Below are 21,303 nucleotides of genomic sequence, written 5' to 3' on the forward strand. Positions count from 1 at the left end.
ACTTTCGGCGCGGGAAAGCGTTTGCCTTGGCGAAGGAGCCTTGCTATAGGCCCGTCAGAGTTGCCGGGGCTGACGCCGCCGGCTGAACTGCACCAGTTGCCGCAGGGCAAGGGACAACGAGCCGGGAACCCTCCCGCAACGAATGAGGAAGTGACATGAGCGACATCGCTGATCGCGTGAAGAAGATCGTCGTCGAGCATCTGGGCGTCGAAGAGGAAAAGGTGACCGAGAATGCCTCGTTCATCGACGACCTCGGCGCGGACAGCCTCGACACGGTCGAGCTCGTGATGGCCTTCGAGGAAGAGTTCGGCATCGAGATCCCGGACGATGCGGCCGAAACCATCCAGACCTTCGGCGATGCGGTGAAGTTCATCTCGGAAGCCGCCTGAGCTTCCACCGGACCTCGGGTCCGCGACATTGGCCCCCGTCGAGCGTGCTCGGCGGGGGTTTTCGTTGCGTGCGGCACAGGCTCGGGCCCTTGCACCCCGGTCAGTTGTGAACGGCCGGACGGGGAGGTGCCGGTTGCGGGGGCATCGAACCCCCGCAACCGGCCCTGCCGGGGCCGGGCCCATCGACCGGCCCCGGATCGGCCATCGGCGCGCAGCTGCCGCGGCGGGACGCGCGGCAGCTCCCCCATCGCCCTTCGAAGGACCGCGGGTTCCCGGTCCGTGGCAACGCCGCGGGAGGGGGGTCGATGCCCCCTCTCGCGGCATCCCCGGAGAGCGGCGGACAGGCGCATGGCCGCGGCCGCGCTTGTTGCGAAGGACGGTGGCCGCGTGTAAGACCGCAACCCACAAGGGCCCGGGCACGGGCTGGCAGAGGAGTCATGGCATGCGTCGAGTGGTTGTCACGGGGCTGGGCATGGTCACGCCGCTGGCGTGCGGCGTCGAGGAGACGTGGAAACGCCTGCTGGCCGGGAAGTCCGGTGCGAGGCCCATCACGCGCTTCGACGCGTCCAGCGTGACCACCCAATATGCCTGCGAGATCCCGCTGGGCGACGGCACGGACGGCACCTTCAACGCCGACGACTGGATGGAGCCGAAGGACCGCCGCAAGGTCGACGACTTCATTCTCTATGCCATGGCCGCGGCCGGGCAGGCGGTGACGGACTCGGGCTGGGTGCCCGAGACCGAGGAGCAGCGCTGCCGCACGGGCGTGATGATCGGCTCGGGCATCGGCGGGCTTTCGGCCATCGCCGACACGGCCGTCCTGATCAAGGAGAAGGGGCCCAAGCGCGTCTCGCCGTTCTTCATCCCCTCGGCGCTCATCAACCTGGCTTCGGGGCAGGTCTCGATCCGCTTCGGCTACAAGGGGCCGAACCATGCGGTCGTCACCGCCTGCTCGACCGGCGCCCATGCGATCGGCGACGCGGCGCGGCTGATCCAGCTGGGGGATGCCGACGTCATGCTGGCGGGCGGCGCCGAGAGCCCGATCTCGGAGATCGGGATCGCCGGCTTCAACGCCTGCAAGGCGCTCTCGACCAAGCGGGGCAACGAGCCCGAGGCCGCCTCGCGGCCCTGGGACGCCGACCGCGACGGATTCGTGATGGGCGAGGGTGCGGGCGTCGTCGTGCTCGAGGAGTATGAGCATGCCGTGGCGCGGGGCGCGAAGATCTATGCCGAGGTGCTGGGCTATGGCCTGTCGGGCGATGCCTACCACATCACCGCGCCTTCCGAGGATGGCGACGGCGGCTTCCGCTCGATGACCATGGCGCTGAAGCGCGCGGGTCTCGAGGCCTCGGCCATCGACTACATCAACGCCCACGGCACCTCGACCATGGCCGACGTGATCGAGCTGGGCGCCGTCGAGCGGCTTCTGGGCGATGCCGCGGCCGAGGCCACCATGTCCTCGACCAAGTCGAGCATCGGCCATCTGCTGGGCGCGGCCGGTGCGGTCGAGGCGATCTTCTGCGTGCTCGCGATCCGCGATCAGGTGGCGCCGCCGACGCTGAACCTCGAGAACCCCGCGGTCGAGGCGAAGATCGACCTCGCGCCGAAGGTGGCGCGGCCGCGCAAGATCGACGTGGCGCTGTCGAACTCGTTCGGGTTCGGCGGCACCAACGCGTCGCTCATCCTCGGGCGGGTCACTTCGTGATGTGGCGCTCTGTCGCCTCCAACGCGCTCACCCTGTTCATCGTGGTGCTGGTGGCGGCGGCAGGGTTGCTGGCCTGGGGGCGGCAGGAATACATCGGCCCCGGGCCGCTGACCGAGGCCGTCTGCCTGCGGGTCGAGCGGGGAGACTCGCTGTCGGTCGTGAGCCGGCGGCTCGAGTCGCAGGGCGCGGTGAGCGATGCGCGCATCTTCCGCATCGGGGCGGACTATTCCGACAAGGCCGCGGGGCTCAAGTTCGGCAGCTATCTGCTGCCGCCGGGCGCCTCGATGGCCCAGATCCTCGACATTCTGACGGCGGGCGGGCAATCGACCTGCGGGCGCGAGGTGAATTACCGGATCGGCGTGGTGGCGGCCGAGATCATCCTGCGCGAGTTCGACGCGGGCGAGGGCCGCTATGTCGAGGTGGCGAAGTTCGTGCCGGGGGAGGGTGAGGCGCCCGAAGCCTACCGGGAGGCGGCCGGGGAAGGCGACCTGCGCTGGCGTGTGACGCTGGCGGAGGGCGTGACGAGCTGGCAGGTGGTCGAGAGCCTGCGCAAGGCCGAGTTCCTCGAGGGCGAGATCAAGGAGGTTCCGCCGGAGGGTTCGCTGGCCCCGGACAGTTACGAGGTGGCGCGGGGGGATGACCGGGCGGCGCTTCTGGCGCAGATGCAGGAGCGGCAGGCGCGCATCATGGCCGAGCTGTGGGCCGCGCGGTCCCCGAGCGTGCCCTATGGATCGCCCGAAGAGGCGATGATCATGGCGAGCATCGTCGAGAAGGAGACCGGCATTTCCTCGGAGCGGCCGCAGGTGGCGAGCGTCTTCGTCAACAGGCTGGCGCAGGGGATGCGGCTGCAGACGGACCCGACGGTGATCTATGGCATCACCGAGGGCAAGGGCGTCCTCGGCCGCGGTCTGCGGCAGAGCGAGCTACGCCGCCGGACCGATTACAACACCTATGTGATCGACGGGCTGCCGCCCACGCCCATTGCCAATCCGGGCCGGCTCTCGATCGAGGCGGCGCTGAACCCGGCCGAGACGGATTACCTTTATTTCGTGGCCGATGGCAGCGGGGGCCACGCCTTCGCGCGGACCCTGGCCGAGCACAACCGCAATGTGGCTGCCTGGCGGCGGATCGAGGCCGAGCGCGGGATGCCGCCTCCGGTGGGGATCCAGGGCGAGTGACCGGGCGGGGCGCGATCCTTGCCGAAAGGTTAAGGGATCGCACGATAAGTCTTTGACGGGGAACGGTTTTCCGCTTGACTTGGCGGGCGGTCCGATGTATCCCTTGTGACATGCTGGAAGAGGTGGGCAAGCGGCACGGGGCAACCCGGGGCCGCTTTTCCTTTGGCCGGCCGAGCCTCGGGAGGCGGAAGCAGCTGCACATGACGATCGTGAAGAAACCCCCGCCGGTGGATCTGCTGGCGGAGACGGAAGAGCTTTACCGCGAGGCGGCCGAGGATCTGGTCCGCGCCCGCAGGAAGCTGACGGAAGGCCGGGCCGAGGAGGTTCGCGCCGCCGTGCAGGCGGTGAAGGATCTCAAGGTCGCGCTTCAACTGGTGATGGATGAAAGGGCAAGGGTTGAACGGCTACGCAGGACAGCGGGCGGGATCGTCCATGACTATGCCCTCGACCTCGAGGCCGCACGGGCTGAGGTCGGGCGCCGCCTGGCTCGCCTCCGTGACGCAGGAGCGGGCGGATGAGTTCCTGGGGCGGCTGGGCGGGGATGCGCTGCTTGCGCTGCCCTGGATGTTCGAGTTCTGGGCGCTGCCGCACCAGCTTGCGCCCGAGGGCGGGTGGAAGAGCTGGGTGGTGATGGGCGGCCGGGGCGCGGGCAAGACCCGGGCGGGGGCCGAGTGGGTCCGCTCGGAGGTCGAGGGCCCGAGGCCCGGAGATCCGGGCCGGTCGCGCCATGTGGCGCTGGTGGGCGAGACGGTCGATCAGACCCGCGAGGTGATGGTCTTCGGCGAGAGCGGCCTGCTGGCCTGCTCGCCCCCCGATCGGCGGCCCGAATGGGAGGCGGGGCGCAAGCGCCTCGTGTGGCCGAACGGGGCGGTGGCGCAGGTGTTTTCGGCCCACGATCCCGAGAGCCTTCGCGGACCGCAGTTCGACGCCGCCTGGGCCGACGAACTGGCCAAATGGGCCCGCGCCGAAGAGGCGTGGGACATGCTGCAATTCTCGCTGCGGCTGGGCGATCAGCCGCGGCAGGTGGTGACGACGACGCCGCGCAACGTGCCGGTGCTGCGCCAGATCCTCGACAACCCCTCGACGGTGGTCACGCATGCGCCGACCGAGGCGAACCGTGCCTATCTGGCCAAGTCCTTCCTCGACGAGGTCCATGCCCGTTACGACGGCACGCGCCTCGGGCGGCAGGAGCTGGAGGGGCTGTTGCTGGAGGATGTCGAGGGCGCGCTCTGGACCACGGTGCGGATCGAGGCGCTGCGGGCCGAGGAGGCCGGTCCCCTCGACCGGATCGTGGTGGCGGTCGATCCGCCCGTGACCGGGCACGAAGCCTCGGACGAATGCGGCATCGTGGTGGTGGGCGCGCGGACCGACGGCCCGCCTCAGGATTGGCAGGCGGTCGTGCTCGAGGATGCCTCGGTCGGGGCTGCGAGCCCGGATCGCTGGGCACGGGCGGCGCTTGATGCGCTGCATCGGCATGGGGCGGATCGGCTGGTGGCGGAGGTGAACCAGGGAGGTGATCTGGTGGAAACGGTGATCCGGCAGATCGACCCGCTCGTGCCGTTCCGGGCTGTCCATGCCTCGCGCGGGAAGGCGGCGCGGGCGGAACCCGTTGCCGCGCTCTACGAGCAGGGGCGGGTCCGGCATCTGCGGGGTCTGGGCGATCTCGAGGATCAGATGTGCCGGATGACGGTGCGCGGCTACGACGGCCGCGGCTCGCCTGACCGGCTGGATGCGCTGGTCTGGGCGCTGACCGACCTGATGATCGAGCCGGCGCGGGCCTGGGTGAACCCGCGGATGCGCCTGCTGTAACGGCTGACCCCGGAGAGCGGGGGGATCCGCGGCCTGCAAGGGCCGCGGCGCGGCGGCGCATGTCCGCGCGACAGAGGAGTTCTTGCCGATGCTGTTCGACTTCCTGAGGAAAAAGGCCGAGCCGCCCGAGCGGAAGGCCTCGGCCACCGGCCCGCTGGTGGGCTGGAGCACGGGGCGCGTGGCCTGGAGCCCGCGGGATACCGTGTCGCTGACCCGCAACGGGTTTCTCGGCAACCCGATCGCCTTCCGTTCGGTCAAGCTGATCTCGGAGGCGGCGGCGGCGCTTCCGCTTCTGCTGCAGGATCACGAGCGGCGCTATGACAGCCACCCGATCCTGGAGCTGATCGCCCGTCCGAACCCGCTTCAGGGCCGGGCGGAACTGCTGGAGGCGGTCTATGGGCAACTGCTGCTGACCGGCAACGCCTATCTGGAGGCGGTGGCGGGTCTGTCGCGGCTGCCGGGCGAGTTGCATCTGTTGCGGTCGGACCGGATGAGCCTTGTGCCGGGGCCGGATGGATGGCCGGTGGCCTACGATTATGCGGTGGGGGGACGGCGCATCCGGTTCGACATGACCGAGACGATGCCGATCTGCCATATCCGCACCTTTCATCCACAGGATGACCACTACGGCTTTTCGCCGCTTCAGGCAGCGGCGGTGGCGCTGGATGTGCATGTCTCGGCCTCGGCCTGGTCGAAGGCGCTGCTGGACAATGCCGCGCGCCCCTCGGGCGCCATCATCTACAGGGGTGTGGACGGGCAGGGCGCGCTTTCCGCCGAGCAATATGACCGGCTGGTGAGCGAGATCGAGGCGAACCATCAGGGGGCGCGCAACGCCGGCCGGCCCATGTTGCTGGAAGGGGGGCTCGACTGGAAACCGATGGGCTTCTCGCCTTCGGACATGGAGTTTCACACCACCAAGGAGGCGGCCGCGCGCGAGATTGCCATTGCCTTCGGCGTGCCGCCGATGCTGCTCGGCATACCCGGCGAGGCGACCTACGCGAATTATCAGGAGGCCCACCGCGCCTTCTACCGGCTGACGGTGCTGCCTCTGGCGGCACGGGTCACGGCGGCGATCTCGCACTGGCTGGCCGGCTTCACCGGAGAGGCGGTGGAGCTTCGCCCGGATCTCGATCAGGTGCCGGCGCTGGCGGCCGAGCGGGATCAGCAATGGGCGCGGGTTTCGGACGCGGGTTTCCTGACCGAGGCGGAGAAGCGGATGCTGCTGGGGCTGCCACGGATCGCGGAGGACGAATGAGATGGACCAGAGCGGCTCGCGCTACCTGTTTCAGAGCTTCGACGCGGCGCATGCGCGTATCGATGCCAACGAGCGCGTTGCGGGTGAGCGCCTGACGGCGATCGATTTCCGGCTGGGGCGGATCGAGAACGGGCTGGAGCGGGTGGAGCAGCGCATGTGGCTCTGGCTCTACGGTGTCGCCGCCTTCCTGTTGATGCAGGGGGCGGAGGCCGTGGCGCGGGCCCTTTTGGAGTGAGCGGATGCGAATGAGAGACGAATTCGGTGCCCCGGAGCGCAAGTTCCACCGGCCCGAGACGGGCCTCGTCCTGTCGGAGGGCTCGATGATCGTGGGATATGCCTCGATCTTCGGCCGCCCCGACCATGGCGGCGACGTGGTGGCGCGCAATGCCTATGCGGCCTCGCTCGAGGCGATGAGGCTGCAGGGCCGGCGGGTGAAGATGCTCTGGCAGCACGATCCGGCCGAGGTGATCGGCGTCTGGGACGAGGTGCATGAGGATGAAACCGGCCTGTGGGTCAAGGGCCGCATCCTGACCGAGATCGGCCGGGGGCGCGAGGCGGCGGCCCTCATTGCGGCAGGAGCGATCGACGGTCTGTCCATCGGCTATCGCACCGTCCGGTCCGAGCGGGACGCGAAGGGGCACCGCGTGCTGGCCGAGATCGAACTCTGGGAGGTGTCCCTTGTCACCTTCCCGATGCTGCCCGAGGCGCGCGTCGCCGCGAAGGGCGAGGACCACGACGAGCTGGACTGGCACGACATCGCCGAACTCTTCGAGGACGCGCGGCAGAGCCTGTCCGGCGTCTGACCCGAACCACCACAAGCCAGAGGAAGATGAGGATGACCGAGACCTGGGCTCGGGCCGGGACAGGCATGTCCGCAGGCCCCGACCCGGCTGGAGAGGCGAAAGCCGCAATGGCCGGCTTCCTGAGGGAGATCAAGCTCTTTCAGGATGAGGTGAAGACCGTGTTGCAACAACAGGAAGAGCGTTTGACCATGCTGGACCGCAAAACCATGATCTACGGGCGCCCGGCGCTCTCGGCCGCTGCCGACCAGGAGGCCCCGCATCGCAAGGCCTTTGGGGCCTATCTCCGCTCGGGCGACGACGACGGGCTGCGCGGGCTTGTCCTGGAGGGCAAGGCGATGACGACTGCGGTGGCGGCGGACGGCGGCTATCTGGTGGATTCCCAGACGTCGGACACGATCCGCTCGATGCTGCTCTCGACGGCCTCGATCCGGCAGATCGCCGGTGTGGTCAATGTGGAGGCCACGAGCTTCGAGGTTCTCATCGACCGTACCGAAGTGGGCTCGGGCTGGGCAACCGAGGCGAGCGCCATCAGCGAGAGTGCGACGCCCGCGATCGAACGCATCTCGATCAAGCTCCACGAGCTGTCGGCCATGCCGAAGGCGAGCCAGCGGCTTCTGGACGACGCGGCCTTCGACGTGGAGGGGTGGCTTGCGGGCAAGATTGCCACACGCTTCATGCGGGCCGAGAGCGCGGCCTTCGTGAGCGGCGACGGCGCCGACAAGCCGCGCGGGTTCCTCGCGCCTGCGAAGGTGCCGAACGCGTCCTGGACCTGGGGCAACATCGGATACATTCCCACGGGCGCGACGAACGACTTTCTTGGAACGAACCCGGCCGACTGCATCATCAACCTGATCTATGCGCTGGGCGCCGATTACCGCGCCAACGCGACCTTCGTGATGAACTCGAAGACCGCGGGCGCGGTGCGGAAGATGAAGGACTCGGACGGCCGCTTCCTGTGGTCGGATGGTCTGGCCGCGGCCGAGCCCGCGCGGCTGATGGGCTATCCGGTGCTGCTGTGCGAGGACATGCCGGACATCGCCGCCAATGCCTTCGCCATCGCCTTCGGGGATTTTGCAGCGGGTTACACGATCGCCGAGCGGCCGGAGGTTCGGGTGCTGCGCGATCCGTTCTCGGCCAAGCCGCACGTCCTGTTCTACGCCACGAAGCGGGTCGGCGGTGACGTGACCGATTATGCGGCGATCAAGCTGCTGAAGATCGCGGTGTCCTGACGGATGCTGCGCGAGGCCGCCCCCGCGACGGGCGGCGGGCGCGCGCCGGGGCTCCGGCGCGCGCTTCCCCGGAGATCGGAGTTCTTCCCATGATGTTGATCGAGCAGACGGCGGTGCCGGACGGCGTGTTGCCGGTGGCCCGGCTGAAGGAGCATCTGCGCCTCGGTTCGGGTTTTGGCGAGGAGGGGCTGCAGGACGGGCTGCTGGCTTCGTTCCTCCGCGCGGCCATGACGACGATCGAAGGCCGCACCGGCAAGGTGCTGCTCGCCCGTCGGTATCTGCTGGTGCTCGATGACTGGCGCACGGATGAGGCGCAGGCCCTGCCGGTCGCGCCGGTGGCCGAGGTGGTCTCGGTCGTGCGGGTGGACGGGCAGGACCGGGCGGCGCCTGTTTCCCCGAGCCTCTGGCGGCTGGTGCGCGATCTGCACCGGCCGAAGCTGATGCCGAGGGTGGGGCTGCTGCCGGCCGTGCCGGAGGGCGGGCGGGTCGAGGTCCTGTTCGACGCGGGTTTCGGCGAGAGCTGGGCCGAGGTTCCTCCGGATCTGGCGCAGGCGGTGATGCTGCTTGCGGCGGATTACTACGAGAACCGATACGAGCCTGGCCTGAGTGCCGCGGGGCTGCCCCGGCAGGTCGCTGGCCTGATCGAACGCTGGCGAACGGTCCGGCTGCTGGGCGGGGGAGTGGCGTGATGCGCGAGATGCTCAACCGGCGGCTCGTGCTCGAGGCGCCGCTGTCGGAGGAGGATGGGGCCGGGGGCCGCGTGCTGAGTTGGGCGGGGCTTGGAACGCACTGGGCGAAGATCGAGCCGGGAACCGGGCGCGAGGTGGCGATTGCGGAGGTGCCACTGGGCTCGGTGCCGCTGAAGATCACGGTACGCGCGTCGCCGATGGGCTCGATGGCGCGGCCCGAGCCGGGGCAGCGTTTCCGCGAAGGCGGGCGGATCTATCCCATCCTGGCGGTGAGCGAGAAGGATGCGGGCGGGCGTTACCTCACCTGCTTTGCCCGCGAGGAGGTGCCGGCATGAGCTACGGGGCTGCGGCCGCATTGCAGGCGGCGCTCTTCCAGCGGCTGGCCGCGTGGCCGGACCTTGCGGACGTGCCGGTGCATGACGCCCTGCCGAAGGGCGGGGGACGGGGCACCTGGGTCCTGATCGGACCCGAGGAGGTGCGCGATGTCTCGGACAGCACGGGCGGAGGTGCCGAGCACCGCTTCACGATCAGCGTGATCTCGGATGCGGCGGGTTTTCTCGAGGCCAAGCGGGTCGCTGCGTCCGTCTCGGACGCGCTCGAGGATGCGTCGCTTGCGCTGGGCCGGGGGCGGCTGGTGGGTCTGCGTTTCCTGAAGGGCACGGCGCGCCGGCTTGCCTCGGGCGGGGCACGGCGCATCGACCTCATCTTCCGCGCGCGGATCGAGGACTGACACCGGCCTGGCCGGACATCATGGAGAAAAGTCATGGGCGTGCAGAACGGCAGGGACCTGCTGGTCAAGGTGGATCTGACGGGGAGCGGCGTCTTTCAGACGATGGCCGGGCTTCGCGCCACGAGGATCAGCTTCAACGCGGAGACGGTGGACGTGACCTCACTTGAAAGCCAGGGCGGTTGGAGGGAACTGCTGGCGGGGGCGGGCGTGAAATCGGCGTCCATCTCGGGCTCGGGCGTGTTCCGGGACGAAGCAACGGACGAACGGGCCCGGGCGCTGTTCTTTGCCGGCGAGGCGCCGCGCTTTCAGGTGGTGATCCCGAGCTTTGGCGTGGTCGAGGGGCCGTTCCTGATCTCCGCCATCGAATATGCCGGGAGCCATGATGGCGAGGCGACCTACGAGATGACGCTCGCCTCGGCGGGCAAGCTCGGCTTTGCGGCGCTGTGATGGCCAATCCCTGGGCAGGAGAGGTGGCGATCTGGCTCGATGGCCGGCGCCACACGGGCAAGCTTACCCTGGGCGTGTTGGCGGAGCTGGAGGTGGAACTCGGGGCCGACAGTCTGATCGCGCTTGCGGAGAGGTTCGAGGAGCGGCGGTTCTCGGCGCGCGACGTGCTGGCGGTGCTGGTGGCGGGATTGCGTGGCGGGGGCTGGCAGGGCTCGGCGGAGGATCTGCGGCGCGCGGATCTGGCTGGTGGACCCGTGGGGGCCGCGCGCGCCGCGGCCGAACTGCTGGCCCGCGCCTTCGCCCTGCCGGAGGAGTGACATGGCCGGGCTGGACTGGGCCGGGCTGCTTCGGGTGGGCCTTGAGGGACTTCGGCTGTCGCCGGACGCCTTCTGGCGGCTCACCCCCGCCGAGTTGAGGATCATGCTGGGGGCGTCCGCGGTGTCGCCCCTGTCGCGCGCGCGGCTGGACGAGTTGCTGCGCGCCTATCCGGACATGCGAAAGGATGAGGATGATGGCTGACATCGAGACTCTTGAGGAGCAGGTGGCGGCACTCGAGGCGACGCTGGGCAATGCGGCCGGCATGACGGCCACCTTCGAGGCGGAGCTTGCACGGATGCGGGATTCGATGGTGTTCACGGGCCGCGAGGTGGACCGGCTGTCGAGCGGCGTGGGAACGGGCCTTCGCCGCGCCTTCGATGGCGTGCTCTTCGACGGGATGAAGCTCTCGGACGCGATGGAGGGTCTCGCGCAGTCGATCTCGCGCACGGTCTATTCGATCGCGATGAAGCCGGTGCAGGATGCCGTCTCGGGCTTCGTGGCGAACGGGCTGAACTCGGTGCTGGGCGGGCTCTTGCCCTTTGCCAAGGGGGCGGCCTTTGCGCAGGGGCGGGTAATGGCCTTCGCGCGGGGCGGGGTGGTGGCCGGCGCCACGCCCTTCGCGATGCGCGGCGGAACCGGGATCATGGGTGAGGCGGGACCCGAGGCGATCCTGCCGCTGGCGCGCGGGACGGACGGGCGCCTCGGCGTGCAAGCCGGCGGCGGCAGGGCCGTTCAGGTGGTGATGAACGTGGCCACGCCCGACGTGCAGGGCTTTGAGCGCAGCCGGGGCCAGATCGCCGCGCAGGTGAGCCGCATGCTCTCGCGCGGGCAACGCAATGGATAGGGGAACGGCATGAGCTTTCACGAGGTCCGCTTTCCCACGAACCTCAGCTTCGGCTCGGTCGGCGGCCCCGAGCGGCGGACCGAGATCGTCACGCTGGTCAATGGGTTCGAGGAGCGCAACAGCCTCTGGGCGCATTCACGCCGCCGATATGATGCGGGGGTGGCGTTGCGCTCGCTGCGCGACGTGGAGGCGGTGCTGGCCTTTTTCGAGGCGCGCCGCGGGCAGCTTTTCGGGTTTCGCTGGAAGGACTGGGCCGACTTCCGCTCCTGCGCGCCGGATGAGGTGCCGCAAGCCCATGATCAGATCATCGGCACGGGCGACGGCACGGCGCGCACCTTTGCACTGCAGAAGACCTACAGTTCGGGTGCGGAAAGCTATGTCCGGCCTGTGACCAAGCCCGTGGCCGGGACAGTGACCGTGGCCGTGTCCGGCACGGCGCTGGCACCGGGTGCGGGCTTCTCGCTCGATGCGACGACGGGGCTGGTGACACTCGCCGTCGCCCCCGCCGCGGGGGCGGAGGTCACGGCGGGCTTCGAGTTCGACGTCCCCGTCCGGTTCGACACGGACCGGATCCAGATCTCGATGGCTTCGTTTCAGGCGGGCGAGGTGCCGAGCGTTCCCGTGATGGAGGTGCGGGTCTGATGGGCGCGAGGGAGCTTCATGCGCATCTGAAGAGCGGTGCGACGACGGTATGCCGCTGCTGGGCCGTTACGCGGCGCGACGGGCAGGTGTTCGGCTTTACCGATCACGATCGGGATCTCGGCTTTGACGGGATCCTGTGCCGGGCCGAGACCGGCCTGACGTCGTCGGCGTTGCAGCAGACGACCGGCCTTTCGGTGGACAATGCCGAGACGGTGGGCGCGCTGTCGCACGGCTCGGTGACCGAGGCGGACCTGCTGGCCGGGCGCTTCGACGGGGCGGGGGTTCTTGCCTGGCTGGTGAACTGGATGGATCCGGGCGAGCGGCTGTTGCAGTTTCGGGGCACACTGGGCGAGATCACCCATGCGGGTGGGCGTTTCCGCGCCGAGTTGCGCGGTCTGACCGAGGCGTTGAACCAGCCGCAGGGAAGGGTCTATCAGCGCGACTGCCAGGCGGTCCTGGGGGACGGCAAGTGCGGTCTTGATCTGAGCGACGGCTCATTCTCGGTCGAGCGGCCCGTGGGGTCGGTTACGGACCGGCAGGCCTTCGGGTTTACGGGGCTCGCGGCCTATGCCGACCGCTGGTTCGAGCAGGGGCGCCTTGTCGTCCTCAGCGGGACGGCCAGGGGGTCGATCGGCGTGGTGAAGAACGACCGGCTTGCAGCAGGTGCACGGACGGTCGAGCTGTGGGAGGCGCTTGGGCCGGAGATCGCCGCAGGAGACCTTGTGCGGCTCGAGGCCGGCTGCGATCGGCGCGCCGAAACCTGCCGGCTCAAGTTCGGCAATCTGCGCAACTTTCGCGGCTTTCCGCATCTTCCGGGAGAGGATTGGCTGAGCGCCTACCCGGCCACGACCAAGGCCAATGACGGCGGGAGCCTGTGGGAATGAGCGGCGCGGACGTGGTGGCGGAGGCACGGCACTGGATCGGCACGCCCTATGTGCATCAGGCCTCGACACGGGGAGCAGGCACGGATTGCCTCGGCCTTCTGCGAGGGATCTGGCGGACGCTTGTCGGGCCGGAGCCGGTGCTGGTGCCGCCCTATACCCCGGACTGGTCCGAGCCGTCGGGCGACGAGCGGCTGATGGCCGCCTGCGATCGGTGGCTGCTGAGACAGCCGCTGGACGCGGCGTCGGAGGGAGACGTTCTTCTGTTCCGAATGCGTCCCGAGGCTGTGGCCAAGCACCTCGGCATCCTGGTGTGCAGCGGCCCGGAGGCGTCCTTCGTTCATGCCTATTGCGGGCACGGAGTGGTGGAGAGCCCGCTCTCTGAGCCTTGGGCGCGGCGGCTTGCGGCGCGCTATGCCTTCCCGGAAAGGAATGACTGATGGCAACGCTTTTGCTTGCGGCGGCGGGATCGGCGATCGGGGCAGGCTTTGGCGGCACGGTGCTGGGGCTGACCGGCGCGGTGATCGGCCGCGCGATCGGGGCGACGGTCGGGCAGATGATCGATCAGCGCCTGATGGGCGCCGGATCGCAGACCGTGCGCACCGTGCGGATCGAGCGTTTCCGCCTGATGGGTGCGGGCGAGGGCGCCGCGGTGGCGCAGATCTTCGGCCGGAACCGGGTTGCGGGGCAGGTGATCTGGGCCTCGCGCTTTCTCGAGAGCCAGTCCGAGAGTTCGAGCGGTGGGAAAGGCGGCGGTCCCCGGACCACCGTGGTCAGCTACTCCTACTCGGTGAGCCTCGCCGTCGCGCTGTGCGAGGGCGAGATCCTGCGCGTGGGGCGGATCTGGGCGGACGGGGCCGAGATCGCGCCGGACACGCTCAATCTTCGCCTCTATCGAGGGACGGAGGATCAGCTTCCCGATCCGAAGATCGAAGCGGTGGAGGGGGCCGGTCTGGCCCCTGCCTACCGCGGCATCGCCTATGTGGTCATTGAGGATCTGCAACTCGAACCCTTCGGGAACCGGGTGCCACAGTTCTCCTTCGAGGTCATGCGTGCCGCGCAGGGCCCCCTGGCGGACCGGGTGACGAATCTGCAGCGCGCGGTGAGAGGCGTGGCGATGATCCCCGGCTCTGGCGAATATGCGCTGGCCACGAGCCGTCTCGCCTACAATTACGGACCGGGCGAAAGCGAAACCGCCAATGTGCACACGGCCTCCGGGCAGAGCGACTTTCTCACCTCGCTCGATCAACTGAGGGGCGAACTGCCCGCCTGTCGCTCGGTCTCGCTGGTGGTCTCGTGGTTCGGAAGCGACCTGCGCTGTGGCGAGTGCGAGATCCGGCCGAAGGTGGAGCAGGGCAGCTTTGACGCCTCGAAGATGGCGTGGCGCGCGGGTGGGATTGATCGGGGCGGCGCGCAACTGGTGGGCCGGCTGGAGGACCGCCCGGTCTATGGCGGTACGCCTGCGGATGCGGCGGTGATCGAGGCCATCCGCGCCCTTCACGTGGCGGGCCGGTCGGTGGTCTATTATCCCTTCATCCTGATGGAGCAGTTGCCCGGCAATGCGCTGCCGAACCCCTGGACTGGTGAGACGGGGCAGCCGGTGCTTCCCTGGCGCGGTCGCATTACCTTGTCGGCGGCCCCTGGCCGTGCCGGAAGCCCGGACCGCACCGCGGCCGCCGTGGCCGAGGTGGCGGCCTTCTTCGGCACTGCCGAGCCGGATCAGTTCCGCATCGAAGGCGACCGCATCCTCTACGACGGGCCGGACGAGTGGCGCTATCGGCGGTTCATCCTGCATGCGGCCTGGCTCTGCCGGCTGGCGGGGGGCGTCAGTGCCTTCTGCATCGGGTCGGAGATGCGCGGACTGACCCAGATCCGCGCAAGCGGCGACAGCTTTCCGGCCGTGGCCGAACTGCGCAGGCTCGCCGCGGACGTGCGCTCGATCCTGGGCCCGTCGGTGAAGGTCGGCTATGCCGCCGACTGGTCGGAATGGTTCGGCTACCACCCGGAGGGCGACGTTCATTTTCATCTCGACCCGCTCTGGGCGGACGAGAACATCGATTTCATCGGCATCGACAACTACATGCCGCTGTCGGACTGGCGGGCGGGCGAGGATCATGCGGATGCACATTGGGGCTCGGTCCATGAGCTCGACTATCTGAAGGCCAATGTCGCCGGAGGCGAGGGCCATGACTGGTATTACCGCGATGAAGCCGGAGCGGCTGCGCAGGATCGAGTGCCCATCACGGACGGCGCCTTCGGAGAGCCCTGGGTCTATCGCTGCAAGGATCTGAAGAGCTGGTGGTCGCTTCCGCATCACGACAGGATCGCAGGCGCCCGGAATGCGCAGCCCACGGCCTGGGTGCCGCGCTCGAAGCCGATCTGGTTCACGGAATATGGCTGCCCCGCGCTCGATCTGGGCACGAACCAGCCCAACCTGTTCCTTGACCCAAAAAGCTCGGAGTCGTCGCTTCCCCGGGGGTCTTCCGGGCGGCGCGATGACGTCATCGGGATGTATTACCTAAGGGCCATGGCCGAATACTGGGCCGACGAGGCGAACAACCCGGTCTCACCGCTTTATGGCGGGCGGATGGTGGACATGGACCGTGCCCATGTCTGGGCCTGGGACGCGCGCCCGTTTCCCGCCTTTCCGGCCCGTGCCGATGTCTGGAGCGATGGGGACAATTACGCCCGCGGTCACTGGTTGAACGGGCGCGCCGCCTCGCAACCCCTCGCGGCGGTGGTGGCCGAGATCTGCGAGCGGTCGGGTGTGACCGCCATCGACGTTTCCCGCCTTCATGGTGTCGTGCGGGGCTATGGGCTGGCTGAGGTGGATACGGCGCGTGCAGCCCTCCAGCCGCTGATGCTGGCCTACGGATTCGAGGCGCTGGAGCGGGACGGGATGCTGGTCTTCCGCATGCGGGACGGACGCAGGAGCGTCGAGGTCAGGCGTGAGGGGCTCGTACAGTCGGACGAACTGGACGGGGCGGTGGAACTGATCCGCGCCGCCGAGGTGGAGACGGCCGGGCGGGTCCGTCTGGGTTTCCTCGAGGCCGAAGGCGACTATGAGGCGCGGCAGGTCGAGGCCGCCTTCCCGGACGAGGCGACCTTTGCGGTCTCGCAGTCCGAGGTTCCGCTGGTCCTGACGTCGGCCGAGGCGCGGGGGACGGTCGAGCGGTGGCTGGCCGAGTCCCGGGTGGCGCGGGACAGTCTGCGCCTTGCGCTGCCGCGGTCTGCACTGGCGCTCGGGGCCGGGGATGTGCTCGAACTGGAGGGGCGGCGCTATCGCATCGACCGGCTGGAGCAGGCCGAGGCCCAGCTTGCCGAAGCGGTCCGGGTGGAGCCGGGGATCTACATACCCGCCGACATCGCAGAGCAGCGGCCGCCCGCGCGCAAGGTTGCGGCGCAGATGCCAGTGCACGCCGTCATCCTCGATCTGCCGCTGATGACGGGGGCCGAGGTCGCGCATGAGCCGCATCTGGCCGTCGCGGCCGCGCCCTGGCCGGGGCGCGTTGCCGTCTGGAGCGCGATGCAGGACGCCGGATACCGGCTTAACGGTCTCGTCACCGGAGCGGCGACGCTTGGCGTGACGCAGACGCCGCTTCGGGCCGCGCCGGTCGGTCGATGGGACATGGGGGCGGCCTTGCGGGTGAAGCTGCAGGGTCCGCCGCTTGCGTCGGCCTCGGATCTCGAGGTGCTGAATGGCGCCAATGTGATGGCCATCGGGGACGGCTCGGTGGATGGCTGGGAACTGTTCCAGTTCGCCGAGGCGCGTCTCGTCGGTCCCAGGACGTGGGATCTCACGCGAAGGCTGCGGGGGCAGGCCGGGACGGATGCGACGATGCCGGAGATCTGGCCCTCGGGAAGCACGGTGGTGCTGATCACCCCGGCCCTCGTGCAACTCGGGGTGCCGCTCGCCGAGCGCAACCTCGCCCGGCACTACCGGATTGGCGCTGCGGCGCGTGGATATGATGATGCGGATGTGATCCACCGCGTTGATGCCTGTGCCGGCGTGGGCCTGCGCCCGCTCGCTCCTGTGCATCTCGCGGCCGAGCGGCGCGACGGCGATCTGCTCGTGCGCTGGGTGCGGCGCACGCGGATTGACGGGGACAGCTGGGAAGGGCGCGAAGTGCCTCTGGGGGAGGGGAGCGAACTCTATCTGGTGCGGGTCCGCATGAACGGGCTGGTGGGACGGCAGGAGGAAGTAACGGCACCGTGCTGGACCTACACGGCGGAGGCGCAGGCGGAGGATGGTGCGGCAGGCACCTTTACTGTCGAAGTGGCACAAGTCTCGGACAGCTTCGGACCCGGCCCGTTCCGGCGCCTGATGGTCTGATCCATGCGGCGTGTGCTGCTGGCGGATCTGGTGGCGGTGGCGAGCCGGCTCGCCCTCTTGCCCCGTGAGGATCGCCCTGGGGTGCTTGCGCGCCTGATCGAGCAGGCGCACAGCGCGCACAAGATCTCGAGGCGGCTGGGTCTTCCGCATCCGCTGTGGGGCAATGGCTGCCTTGCCTCGGCCGCGGCCCGGTTGCCGCACGGGGCAGATGGGGCCGGGCCGGACCCGGATCGGCTCGAGGCGCTGGCTCTTGTGGCTGAGGTCGTCGCGTGGCGCATCCGGCAGGGGCGGCACCAGCGACGGACGGGCGCGCCATCGTCGGCCGTGCGGCCGCCTGTTCCTTTGGTGCGGGAAGAACCACCGCTACCTTCCACTGTTGGCCGGAATGACTATGTGCTAGACTTGCCCGTGACGAGGAAAGGACGCTGCGATGGCTGAGGCAAGACCCCGTGTGACAACCGTGGATCCGGTCTGGCAGCGCATAGTCGAGGAAGGCCATGCCGCCATCCTGGCCGAGCCTCTGCTTGGCGGGCTCGTGCATTCGAGCCTGTTGCACCACCCCTCGATGGAGCGGGCGCTGGCCTACCGCTTTTCTCTGAAGCTGGCCTCGGGCGAGATGAGCGAGCAGATCCTGCGCGAGATCGCCGACGAGGCCTATGCGTCGGACCCCGAACTCGGGCAGATGGCGCGGGCCGACATGGTCGCCGTCTATGAGCGTGACCCCGCCTGCCATCGCTTCATCCAGCCGATCCTGTTCTTCAAGGGCTATCAGGCCGTGCAGGCCTATCGGGTGGGACACTGGCTCTGGACGACCGGACGGCAGGATCTGGCATACTTCGTCCAGATGCGTGTGTCCGAGGCCTTCGGCGTCGATATCCATCCGGCCGCGCGGGTGGGGCGCGGGATCATGATCGATCACGCCCATTCCATCGTGATTGGCGAGACGGCCGTGGTGGGCGACAACGTTTCCATGCTCCATTCCGTGACCCTGGGCGGGACCGGCAAGGAGGATGGGGACCGCCATCCGAAGATCGGCAATGGCGTGCTGATCGGGGCAGGGGCCAAGGTGCTGGGCAACATCCACGTCGGCCATTGCAGCCGGATCGCCGCAGGCTCGGTCGTGCTGCATGACGTGCCGCCCTGCACCACTGTGGCGGGCGTGCCGGCCCGCGTGGTGGGCGAGGCCGGATGTGCACAGCCGGCGGTCACGATGGACCATCTGCTCAACGACGGCTGAAGCGTCAGACCTACGGGAAAGGGGCCGATCCGCAAGGATCGGCCCCTTTCTCATGTTCGGCGTCAGCCCCGCTGCGCCGCGATCAGGCGAGCATCGCGATCGGATTCTCGAGGTTCTCGACGATCGCCTTGAGGAACTCGGCCCCCAGCGCGCCGTCGATCACCCGGTGATCCACCGAGAGCGTCATCGACATCATCGTGGCGGTCGTGATCGCGCCGTCCTTGGCCACAACGGGCTTGCGGATGCCTGCGCCGACCGCAAGGATCGAGCCATGAGGCGGGTTGATGACCGCGTCGAAATTCTCGATCCCGAACATGCCGAGGTTCGAGATCGCGAAGCTGCCACCCTGATATTCGTGTGGAGCGAGCTTCTTCGTGCGGGCACGGGCGGCCAGATCCTTCATCTCGGCCGAGAGGGCCGACAGGCTCTTCTGGTGCGCATCGCGCAGGACCGGCGTGAAGAGCCCGCCCTCGATGGCCACGGCCACCGCCACGTCCGAAGGCTTGAGCCGCAGGATGCGGTCTCCAGCCCAGACGGCGTTCGCGTTCGGCACCTGCTGGAGAGCCACCGCACAGGCCTTGATGATGAAGTCGTTGACCGAGAGCTTCACGCCCCGGCTCTCGAGCTTCGCGTTGAGGTCCGCCCGGAAGGCCATCAGCGCATCCAGCGCCACCTCGCGGCGGAGGTAGAAGTGCGGGATGGTCTGCTTGGCCTCGGACAGGCGCGCGGCAATGGTCTTGCGCATGCCGTCGAGGGTGATCTCCTCGAACTCGCGGTCGGCCAAGAGCTTTGCGACCGACGCCGCCGAGGCGGCCGGCGAGGTCACGGGGGCCGCAGCGGCAGCCGGAGCATCCGCCTGGGGCGCCGCGGCTTCGGCCTTCGCGGCCGGGGCGGCGGGTTTCTGCGCCCCCTCGACATCGGCCTTCACGATCCGGCCGCGCGGGCCCGATCCCTTGACCGTGGCAAGGTCGAGCCCCTTCTCCGTCGCGATCCGCCGAGCCAGCGGCGAGGCGAAGATGCGATCGCCCTCGGGCTTCGCAGCCGGCGCCGGCGATGCGGCGGGGCTGGCCTTCGGCGCCTCCTGCGCGGGCGCGGCCTCGTCCTTGGGCTCTTCGGGCGCGGGCGTCTTGCCCGACGAGACCGCGTCCGCGCTCTCGCCCTCTTCCACCAGCACGGCGATGGGCGTGTTCACCTTCACGCCCGCGGTGCCCTCGGCGATCAGGATCTTGCCGAGGATCCCCTCGTCCACCGCCTCGAACTCCATCGTCGCCTTGTCGGTCTCGATCTCGGCGAGGATGTCGCCCGAGCGGACCTCATCCCCCTCCTTCTTCAGCCATTTCGCAAGCGTCCCCTCCTCCATCGTCGGAGACAGCGCGGGCATAAGGATCTCGGTTGCCATCTGGGTCTCCTCAGCGGTAGCAGACGGATTTCGCGGCCTCGACCACCTCGGCCGTGGTCACGAGCGCGTGCTTCTCGAGATTGGCCGCATAGGGCATCGGCACGTCCTTGCCCGTCAGGTTCAGTACCGGCGCGTCGAGCCAATCGAAGGCCTGCTGCATGATCGTGGCAGCGATATGGTTGCCGATCGAGCCCACGGGCCAGCCTTCCTCGACCGTGATGCAGCGGTTGGTCTTCTTCACCGAGGCGATCACCGTGTCGTAGTCAATGGGGCGCAGGGTGCGCAGGTCGATCACCTCGGCCGAGATGCCCTCGGCGGCGAGCTTGTCGGCGGCCTCCAGCGCATAGGTCATGCCGATGCCGAAGGAGACGATGGTGAGGTCGCTCCCTTCGCGCCAGATCCGCGCCTTGCCGAAGGGGATCGCGAAATCCTCCAGCACCGGCACCTCGAACGAGCGGCCATAGAGGATCTCGTTCTCCAGGAAGATCACCGGGTTCGGGTCACGGATCGCGGTCTTGAGCAGGCCCTTCGCGTCGGCCGCCGAATAGGGCATCACCACCTTCAGGCCGGGGATCTGGGCATACCAGGCGGCGTAATCCTGGCTGTGCTGGGCACCCACGCGGGCGGCCGCGCCGTTCGGGCCGCGGAAGACGATCGGACAGCCCATCTGCCCGCCGGACATGTAGAGCGTCTTGGCGGCCGAGTTGATGATCTGGTCGATCGCCTGCATGGCGAAGTTGAAGGTCATGAACTCGACGATGGGCCGGAGGCCTGCGAAGGCCGCGCCGACCGCCATGCCGGCAAAGCCGTGTTCGGTGATCGGCGTGTCGACCACGCGCTTTGCGCCGAACTCGTCCAGCAGCCCCTGGCTGATCTTGTAGGCGCCCTGATATTCGCCCACTTCCTCGCCCATCAGGAAGACGGTCTTGTCGGCGCGCATCTCCTCGGCCATCGCCTCGCGCAGCGCCTCGCGCACCGTCATGGTCTTCATCTGGGTGCCCTCGGGCCAGTCGGGCGAGCGGTCGCGCTTGCCCGGAACCGGCGCGCCGGGCGAGGAGACGAGCGGTTCGTCCACGGCCTTGCCCTCGCTGCCCTCGGCGGGTTGCGGCTGCTTCTCGCCCTGCGGCTGGGCGGCGGGAGCGGGGGTTGCGTCGGCGCTTTCGCCCTCTTCGACCAGCACGGCGATGGGCGTATTTACCTTTACGCCGGCGGTGCCCTCGGCGATCAGCAGCTTGCCGATCGTGCCTTCATCGACGGCCTCGAACTCCATCGTGGCCTTGTCGGTCTCGATCTCGGCGATGATCTGGCCGGACTTGACCGCATCGCCCTCCTTCACCAGCCACTTCGCCAGCGTGCCTTCCTCCATCGTGGGCGACAGGGCGGGCATCAGAACTTCGGTTGCCATGGTCTTGTCC

24 protein-coding genes are annotated in these 21,303 nt (G+C 68.9%); 22 read left to right on the top strand and 2 right to left on the bottom strand.

The window, feature by feature from the left end:
• Positions 1–155 precede the first annotated feature (155 nt).
• The 22 genes from LV780_RS04995 to cysE all read left to right on the top strand — a co-directional run bounded on the left by LV780_RS04995 (position 156) and on the right by cysE (position 18,489).
• The gene (locus LV780_RS04995; protein ID WP_002719616.1) at positions 156–389 is read left to right on the top strand and encodes an acyl carrier protein; all 234 of its coding nucleotides are present in this window, start codon (positions 156–158) and stop codon (positions 387–389) included.
• A 442-nt stretch (positions 390–831) separates the two neighbouring features.
• A complete protein-coding gene (gene fabF, locus LV780_RS05000) occupies positions 832–2,094 on the top strand; it encodes a beta-ketoacyl-ACP synthase II (protein ID WP_108220826.1) in 1,263 nt (420 codons plus the stop codon).
• Positions 2,094–3,272, top strand: a complete 1,179-nt coding sequence (gene mltG, locus LV780_RS05005) for an endolytic transglycosylase MltG (RefSeq protein WP_101340369.1) — start codon at positions 2,094–2,096, stop codon at positions 3,270–3,272. Before fabF ends, mltG begins: the two co-directional genes overlap by 1 nt.
• Positions 3,273–3,472: 200 nt before the next feature.
• Complete coding sequence (locus LV780_RS05010) at positions 3,473–3,790, top strand: hypothetical protein (RefSeq protein ID WP_233863914.1); 318 nt, start codon at positions 3,473–3,475, stop codon at positions 3,788–3,790.
• The gene (locus LV780_RS05015; protein ID WP_233863954.1) at positions 3,711–5,081 is read left to right on the top strand and encodes a DNA-packaging protein; all 1,371 of its coding nucleotides are present in this window, start codon (positions 3,711–3,713) and stop codon (positions 5,079–5,081) included. The genes LV780_RS05010 and LV780_RS05015 overlap by 80 nt, the downstream gene beginning before the upstream one ends.
• Before the next feature lie 88 nt (positions 5,082–5,169).
• On the top strand, positions 5,170–6,336 hold the full coding sequence (locus tag LV780_RS05020) for a phage portal protein (RefSeq protein WP_108220825.1): 1,167 nt from the start codon (positions 5,170–5,172) through the stop codon (positions 6,334–6,336).
• A 1-nt stretch (position 6,337) separates the two neighbouring features.
• The gene (locus LV780_RS05025) at positions 6,338–6,571 is read left to right on the top strand and encodes a GTA head formation protein, RCAP_rcc01685 family (protein WP_011908114.1); all 234 of its coding nucleotides are present in this window, start codon (positions 6,338–6,340) and stop codon (positions 6,569–6,571) included.
• A 4-nt stretch (positions 6,572–6,575) separates the two neighbouring features.
• The gene (locus tag LV780_RS05030) at positions 6,576–7,139 is read left to right on the top strand and encodes an HK97 family phage prohead protease (RefSeq protein ID WP_108220824.1); all 564 of its coding nucleotides are present in this window, start codon (positions 6,576–6,578) and stop codon (positions 7,137–7,139) included.
• 32 nt (positions 7,140–7,171) lie between these two features.
• On the top strand, positions 7,172–8,368 hold the full coding sequence (locus LV780_RS05035; protein WP_044247934.1) for a phage major capsid protein: 1,197 nt from the start codon (positions 7,172–7,174) through the stop codon (positions 8,366–8,368).
• An 89-nt stretch (positions 8,369–8,457) separates the two neighbouring features.
• Positions 8,458–9,057 carry a head-tail connector protein gene (locus LV780_RS05040; protein WP_108220823.1) on the top strand — a complete coding sequence of 200 codons (600 nt, stop codon included), beginning with the start codon at positions 8,458–8,460 and terminating at the stop codon, positions 9,055–9,057.
• Positions 9,057–9,392, top strand: coding sequence for a head-tail adaptor protein (locus LV780_RS05045; RefSeq protein ID WP_011908118.1), 336 nt, complete (start codon positions 9,057–9,059; stop codon positions 9,390–9,392). Before LV780_RS05040 ends, LV780_RS05045 begins: the two co-directional genes overlap by 1 nt.
• Positions 9,389–9,787, top strand: a complete 399-nt coding sequence (locus LV780_RS05050) for a DUF3168 domain-containing protein (protein WP_108220822.1) — start codon at positions 9,389–9,391, stop codon at positions 9,785–9,787. The genes LV780_RS05045 and LV780_RS05050 overlap by 4 nt, the downstream gene beginning before the upstream one ends.
• A 33-nt stretch (positions 9,788–9,820) precedes the next feature.
• Positions 9,821–10,234 (top strand): phage major tail protein, TP901-1 family, encoded by a 414-nt coding sequence (locus tag LV780_RS05055; protein ID WP_011908120.1) that lies wholly within the window; start codon positions 9,821–9,823, stop codon positions 10,232–10,234.
• Positions 10,234–10,551: a gene transfer agent family protein gene (locus LV780_RS05060; protein WP_011908121.1), complete on the top strand. Its 318-nt coding sequence runs from the start codon at positions 10,234–10,236 to the stop codon at positions 10,549–10,551. The genes LV780_RS05055 and LV780_RS05060 overlap by 1 nt, the downstream gene beginning before the upstream one ends.
• A gap of 1 nt (position 10,552) precedes the next feature.
• Entirely contained in the window at positions 10,553–10,753 is a 201-nt protein-coding gene (locus LV780_RS05065; protein ID WP_011908122.1) for a rcc01693 family protein, read from the top strand.
• Positions 10,746–11,396: a phage tail tape measure protein gene (locus LV780_RS05070; RefSeq protein WP_044247936.1), complete on the top strand. Its 651-nt coding sequence runs from the start codon at positions 10,746–10,748 to the stop codon at positions 11,394–11,396. Before LV780_RS05065 ends, LV780_RS05070 begins: the two co-directional genes overlap by 8 nt.
• Before the next feature lie 9 nt (positions 11,397–11,405).
• On the top strand, positions 11,406–12,038 hold the full coding sequence (locus LV780_RS05075; protein ID WP_011908124.1) for a DUF2460 domain-containing protein: 633 nt from the start codon (positions 11,406–11,408) through the stop codon (positions 12,036–12,038).
• Positions 12,038–12,922, top strand: coding sequence for a DUF2163 domain-containing protein (locus LV780_RS05080; RefSeq protein ID WP_108220821.1), 885 nt, complete (start codon positions 12,038–12,040; stop codon positions 12,920–12,922). The genes LV780_RS05075 and LV780_RS05080 overlap by 1 nt, the downstream gene beginning before the upstream one ends.
• Complete coding sequence (locus LV780_RS05085) at positions 12,919–13,359, top strand: NlpC/P60 family protein (protein ID WP_011908126.1); 441 nt, start codon at positions 12,919–12,921, stop codon at positions 13,357–13,359. The genes LV780_RS05080 and LV780_RS05085 overlap by 4 nt, the downstream gene beginning before the upstream one ends.
• Positions 13,359–17,252, top strand: a complete 3,894-nt coding sequence (locus tag LV780_RS05090; protein WP_117344942.1) for a baseplate multidomain protein megatron — start codon at positions 13,359–13,361, stop codon at positions 17,250–17,252. The genes LV780_RS05085 and LV780_RS05090 overlap by 1 nt, the downstream gene beginning before the upstream one ends.
• A gap of 3 nt (positions 17,253–17,255) precedes the next feature.
• Complete coding sequence (locus LV780_RS22160; RefSeq protein WP_101340378.1) at positions 17,256–17,690, top strand: DUF7742 family protein; 435 nt, start codon at positions 17,256–17,258, stop codon at positions 17,688–17,690.
• Complete coding sequence (gene cysE, locus LV780_RS05095; protein ID WP_011908129.1) at positions 17,683–18,489, top strand: serine O-acetyltransferase; 807 nt, start codon at positions 17,683–17,685, stop codon at positions 18,487–18,489. The genes LV780_RS22160 and cysE overlap by 8 nt, the downstream gene beginning before the upstream one ends.
• An 82-nt stretch (positions 18,490–18,571) precedes the next feature.
• Here the strand turns inward: cysE and LV780_RS05100 are convergent, their stop codons facing one another.
• The gene (locus LV780_RS05100) at positions 18,572–19,888 is read right to left on the bottom strand and encodes a pyruvate dehydrogenase complex dihydrolipoamide acetyltransferase (RefSeq protein ID WP_101340379.1); all 1,317 of its coding nucleotides are present in this window, start codon (positions 19,886–19,888) and stop codon (positions 18,572–18,574) included.
• Positions 19,889–19,898: 10 nt separating this feature from the next.
• Positions 19,899–21,293 (bottom strand): pyruvate dehydrogenase complex E1 component subunit beta, encoded by a 1,395-nt coding sequence (locus LV780_RS05105; RefSeq protein WP_108220819.1) that lies wholly within the window; start codon positions 21,291–21,293, stop codon positions 19,899–19,901.
• Between the last annotated feature and the right edge of the window lie 10 nt (positions 21,294–21,303).

Origin of the sequence: Cereibacter azotoformans, from assembly GCF_021391315.1 — a bacterium.
GTDB classification, from domain to species: Bacteria; Pseudomonadota; Alphaproteobacteria; order Rhodobacterales; family Rhodobacteraceae; genus Cereibacter_A; species Cereibacter_A azotoformans.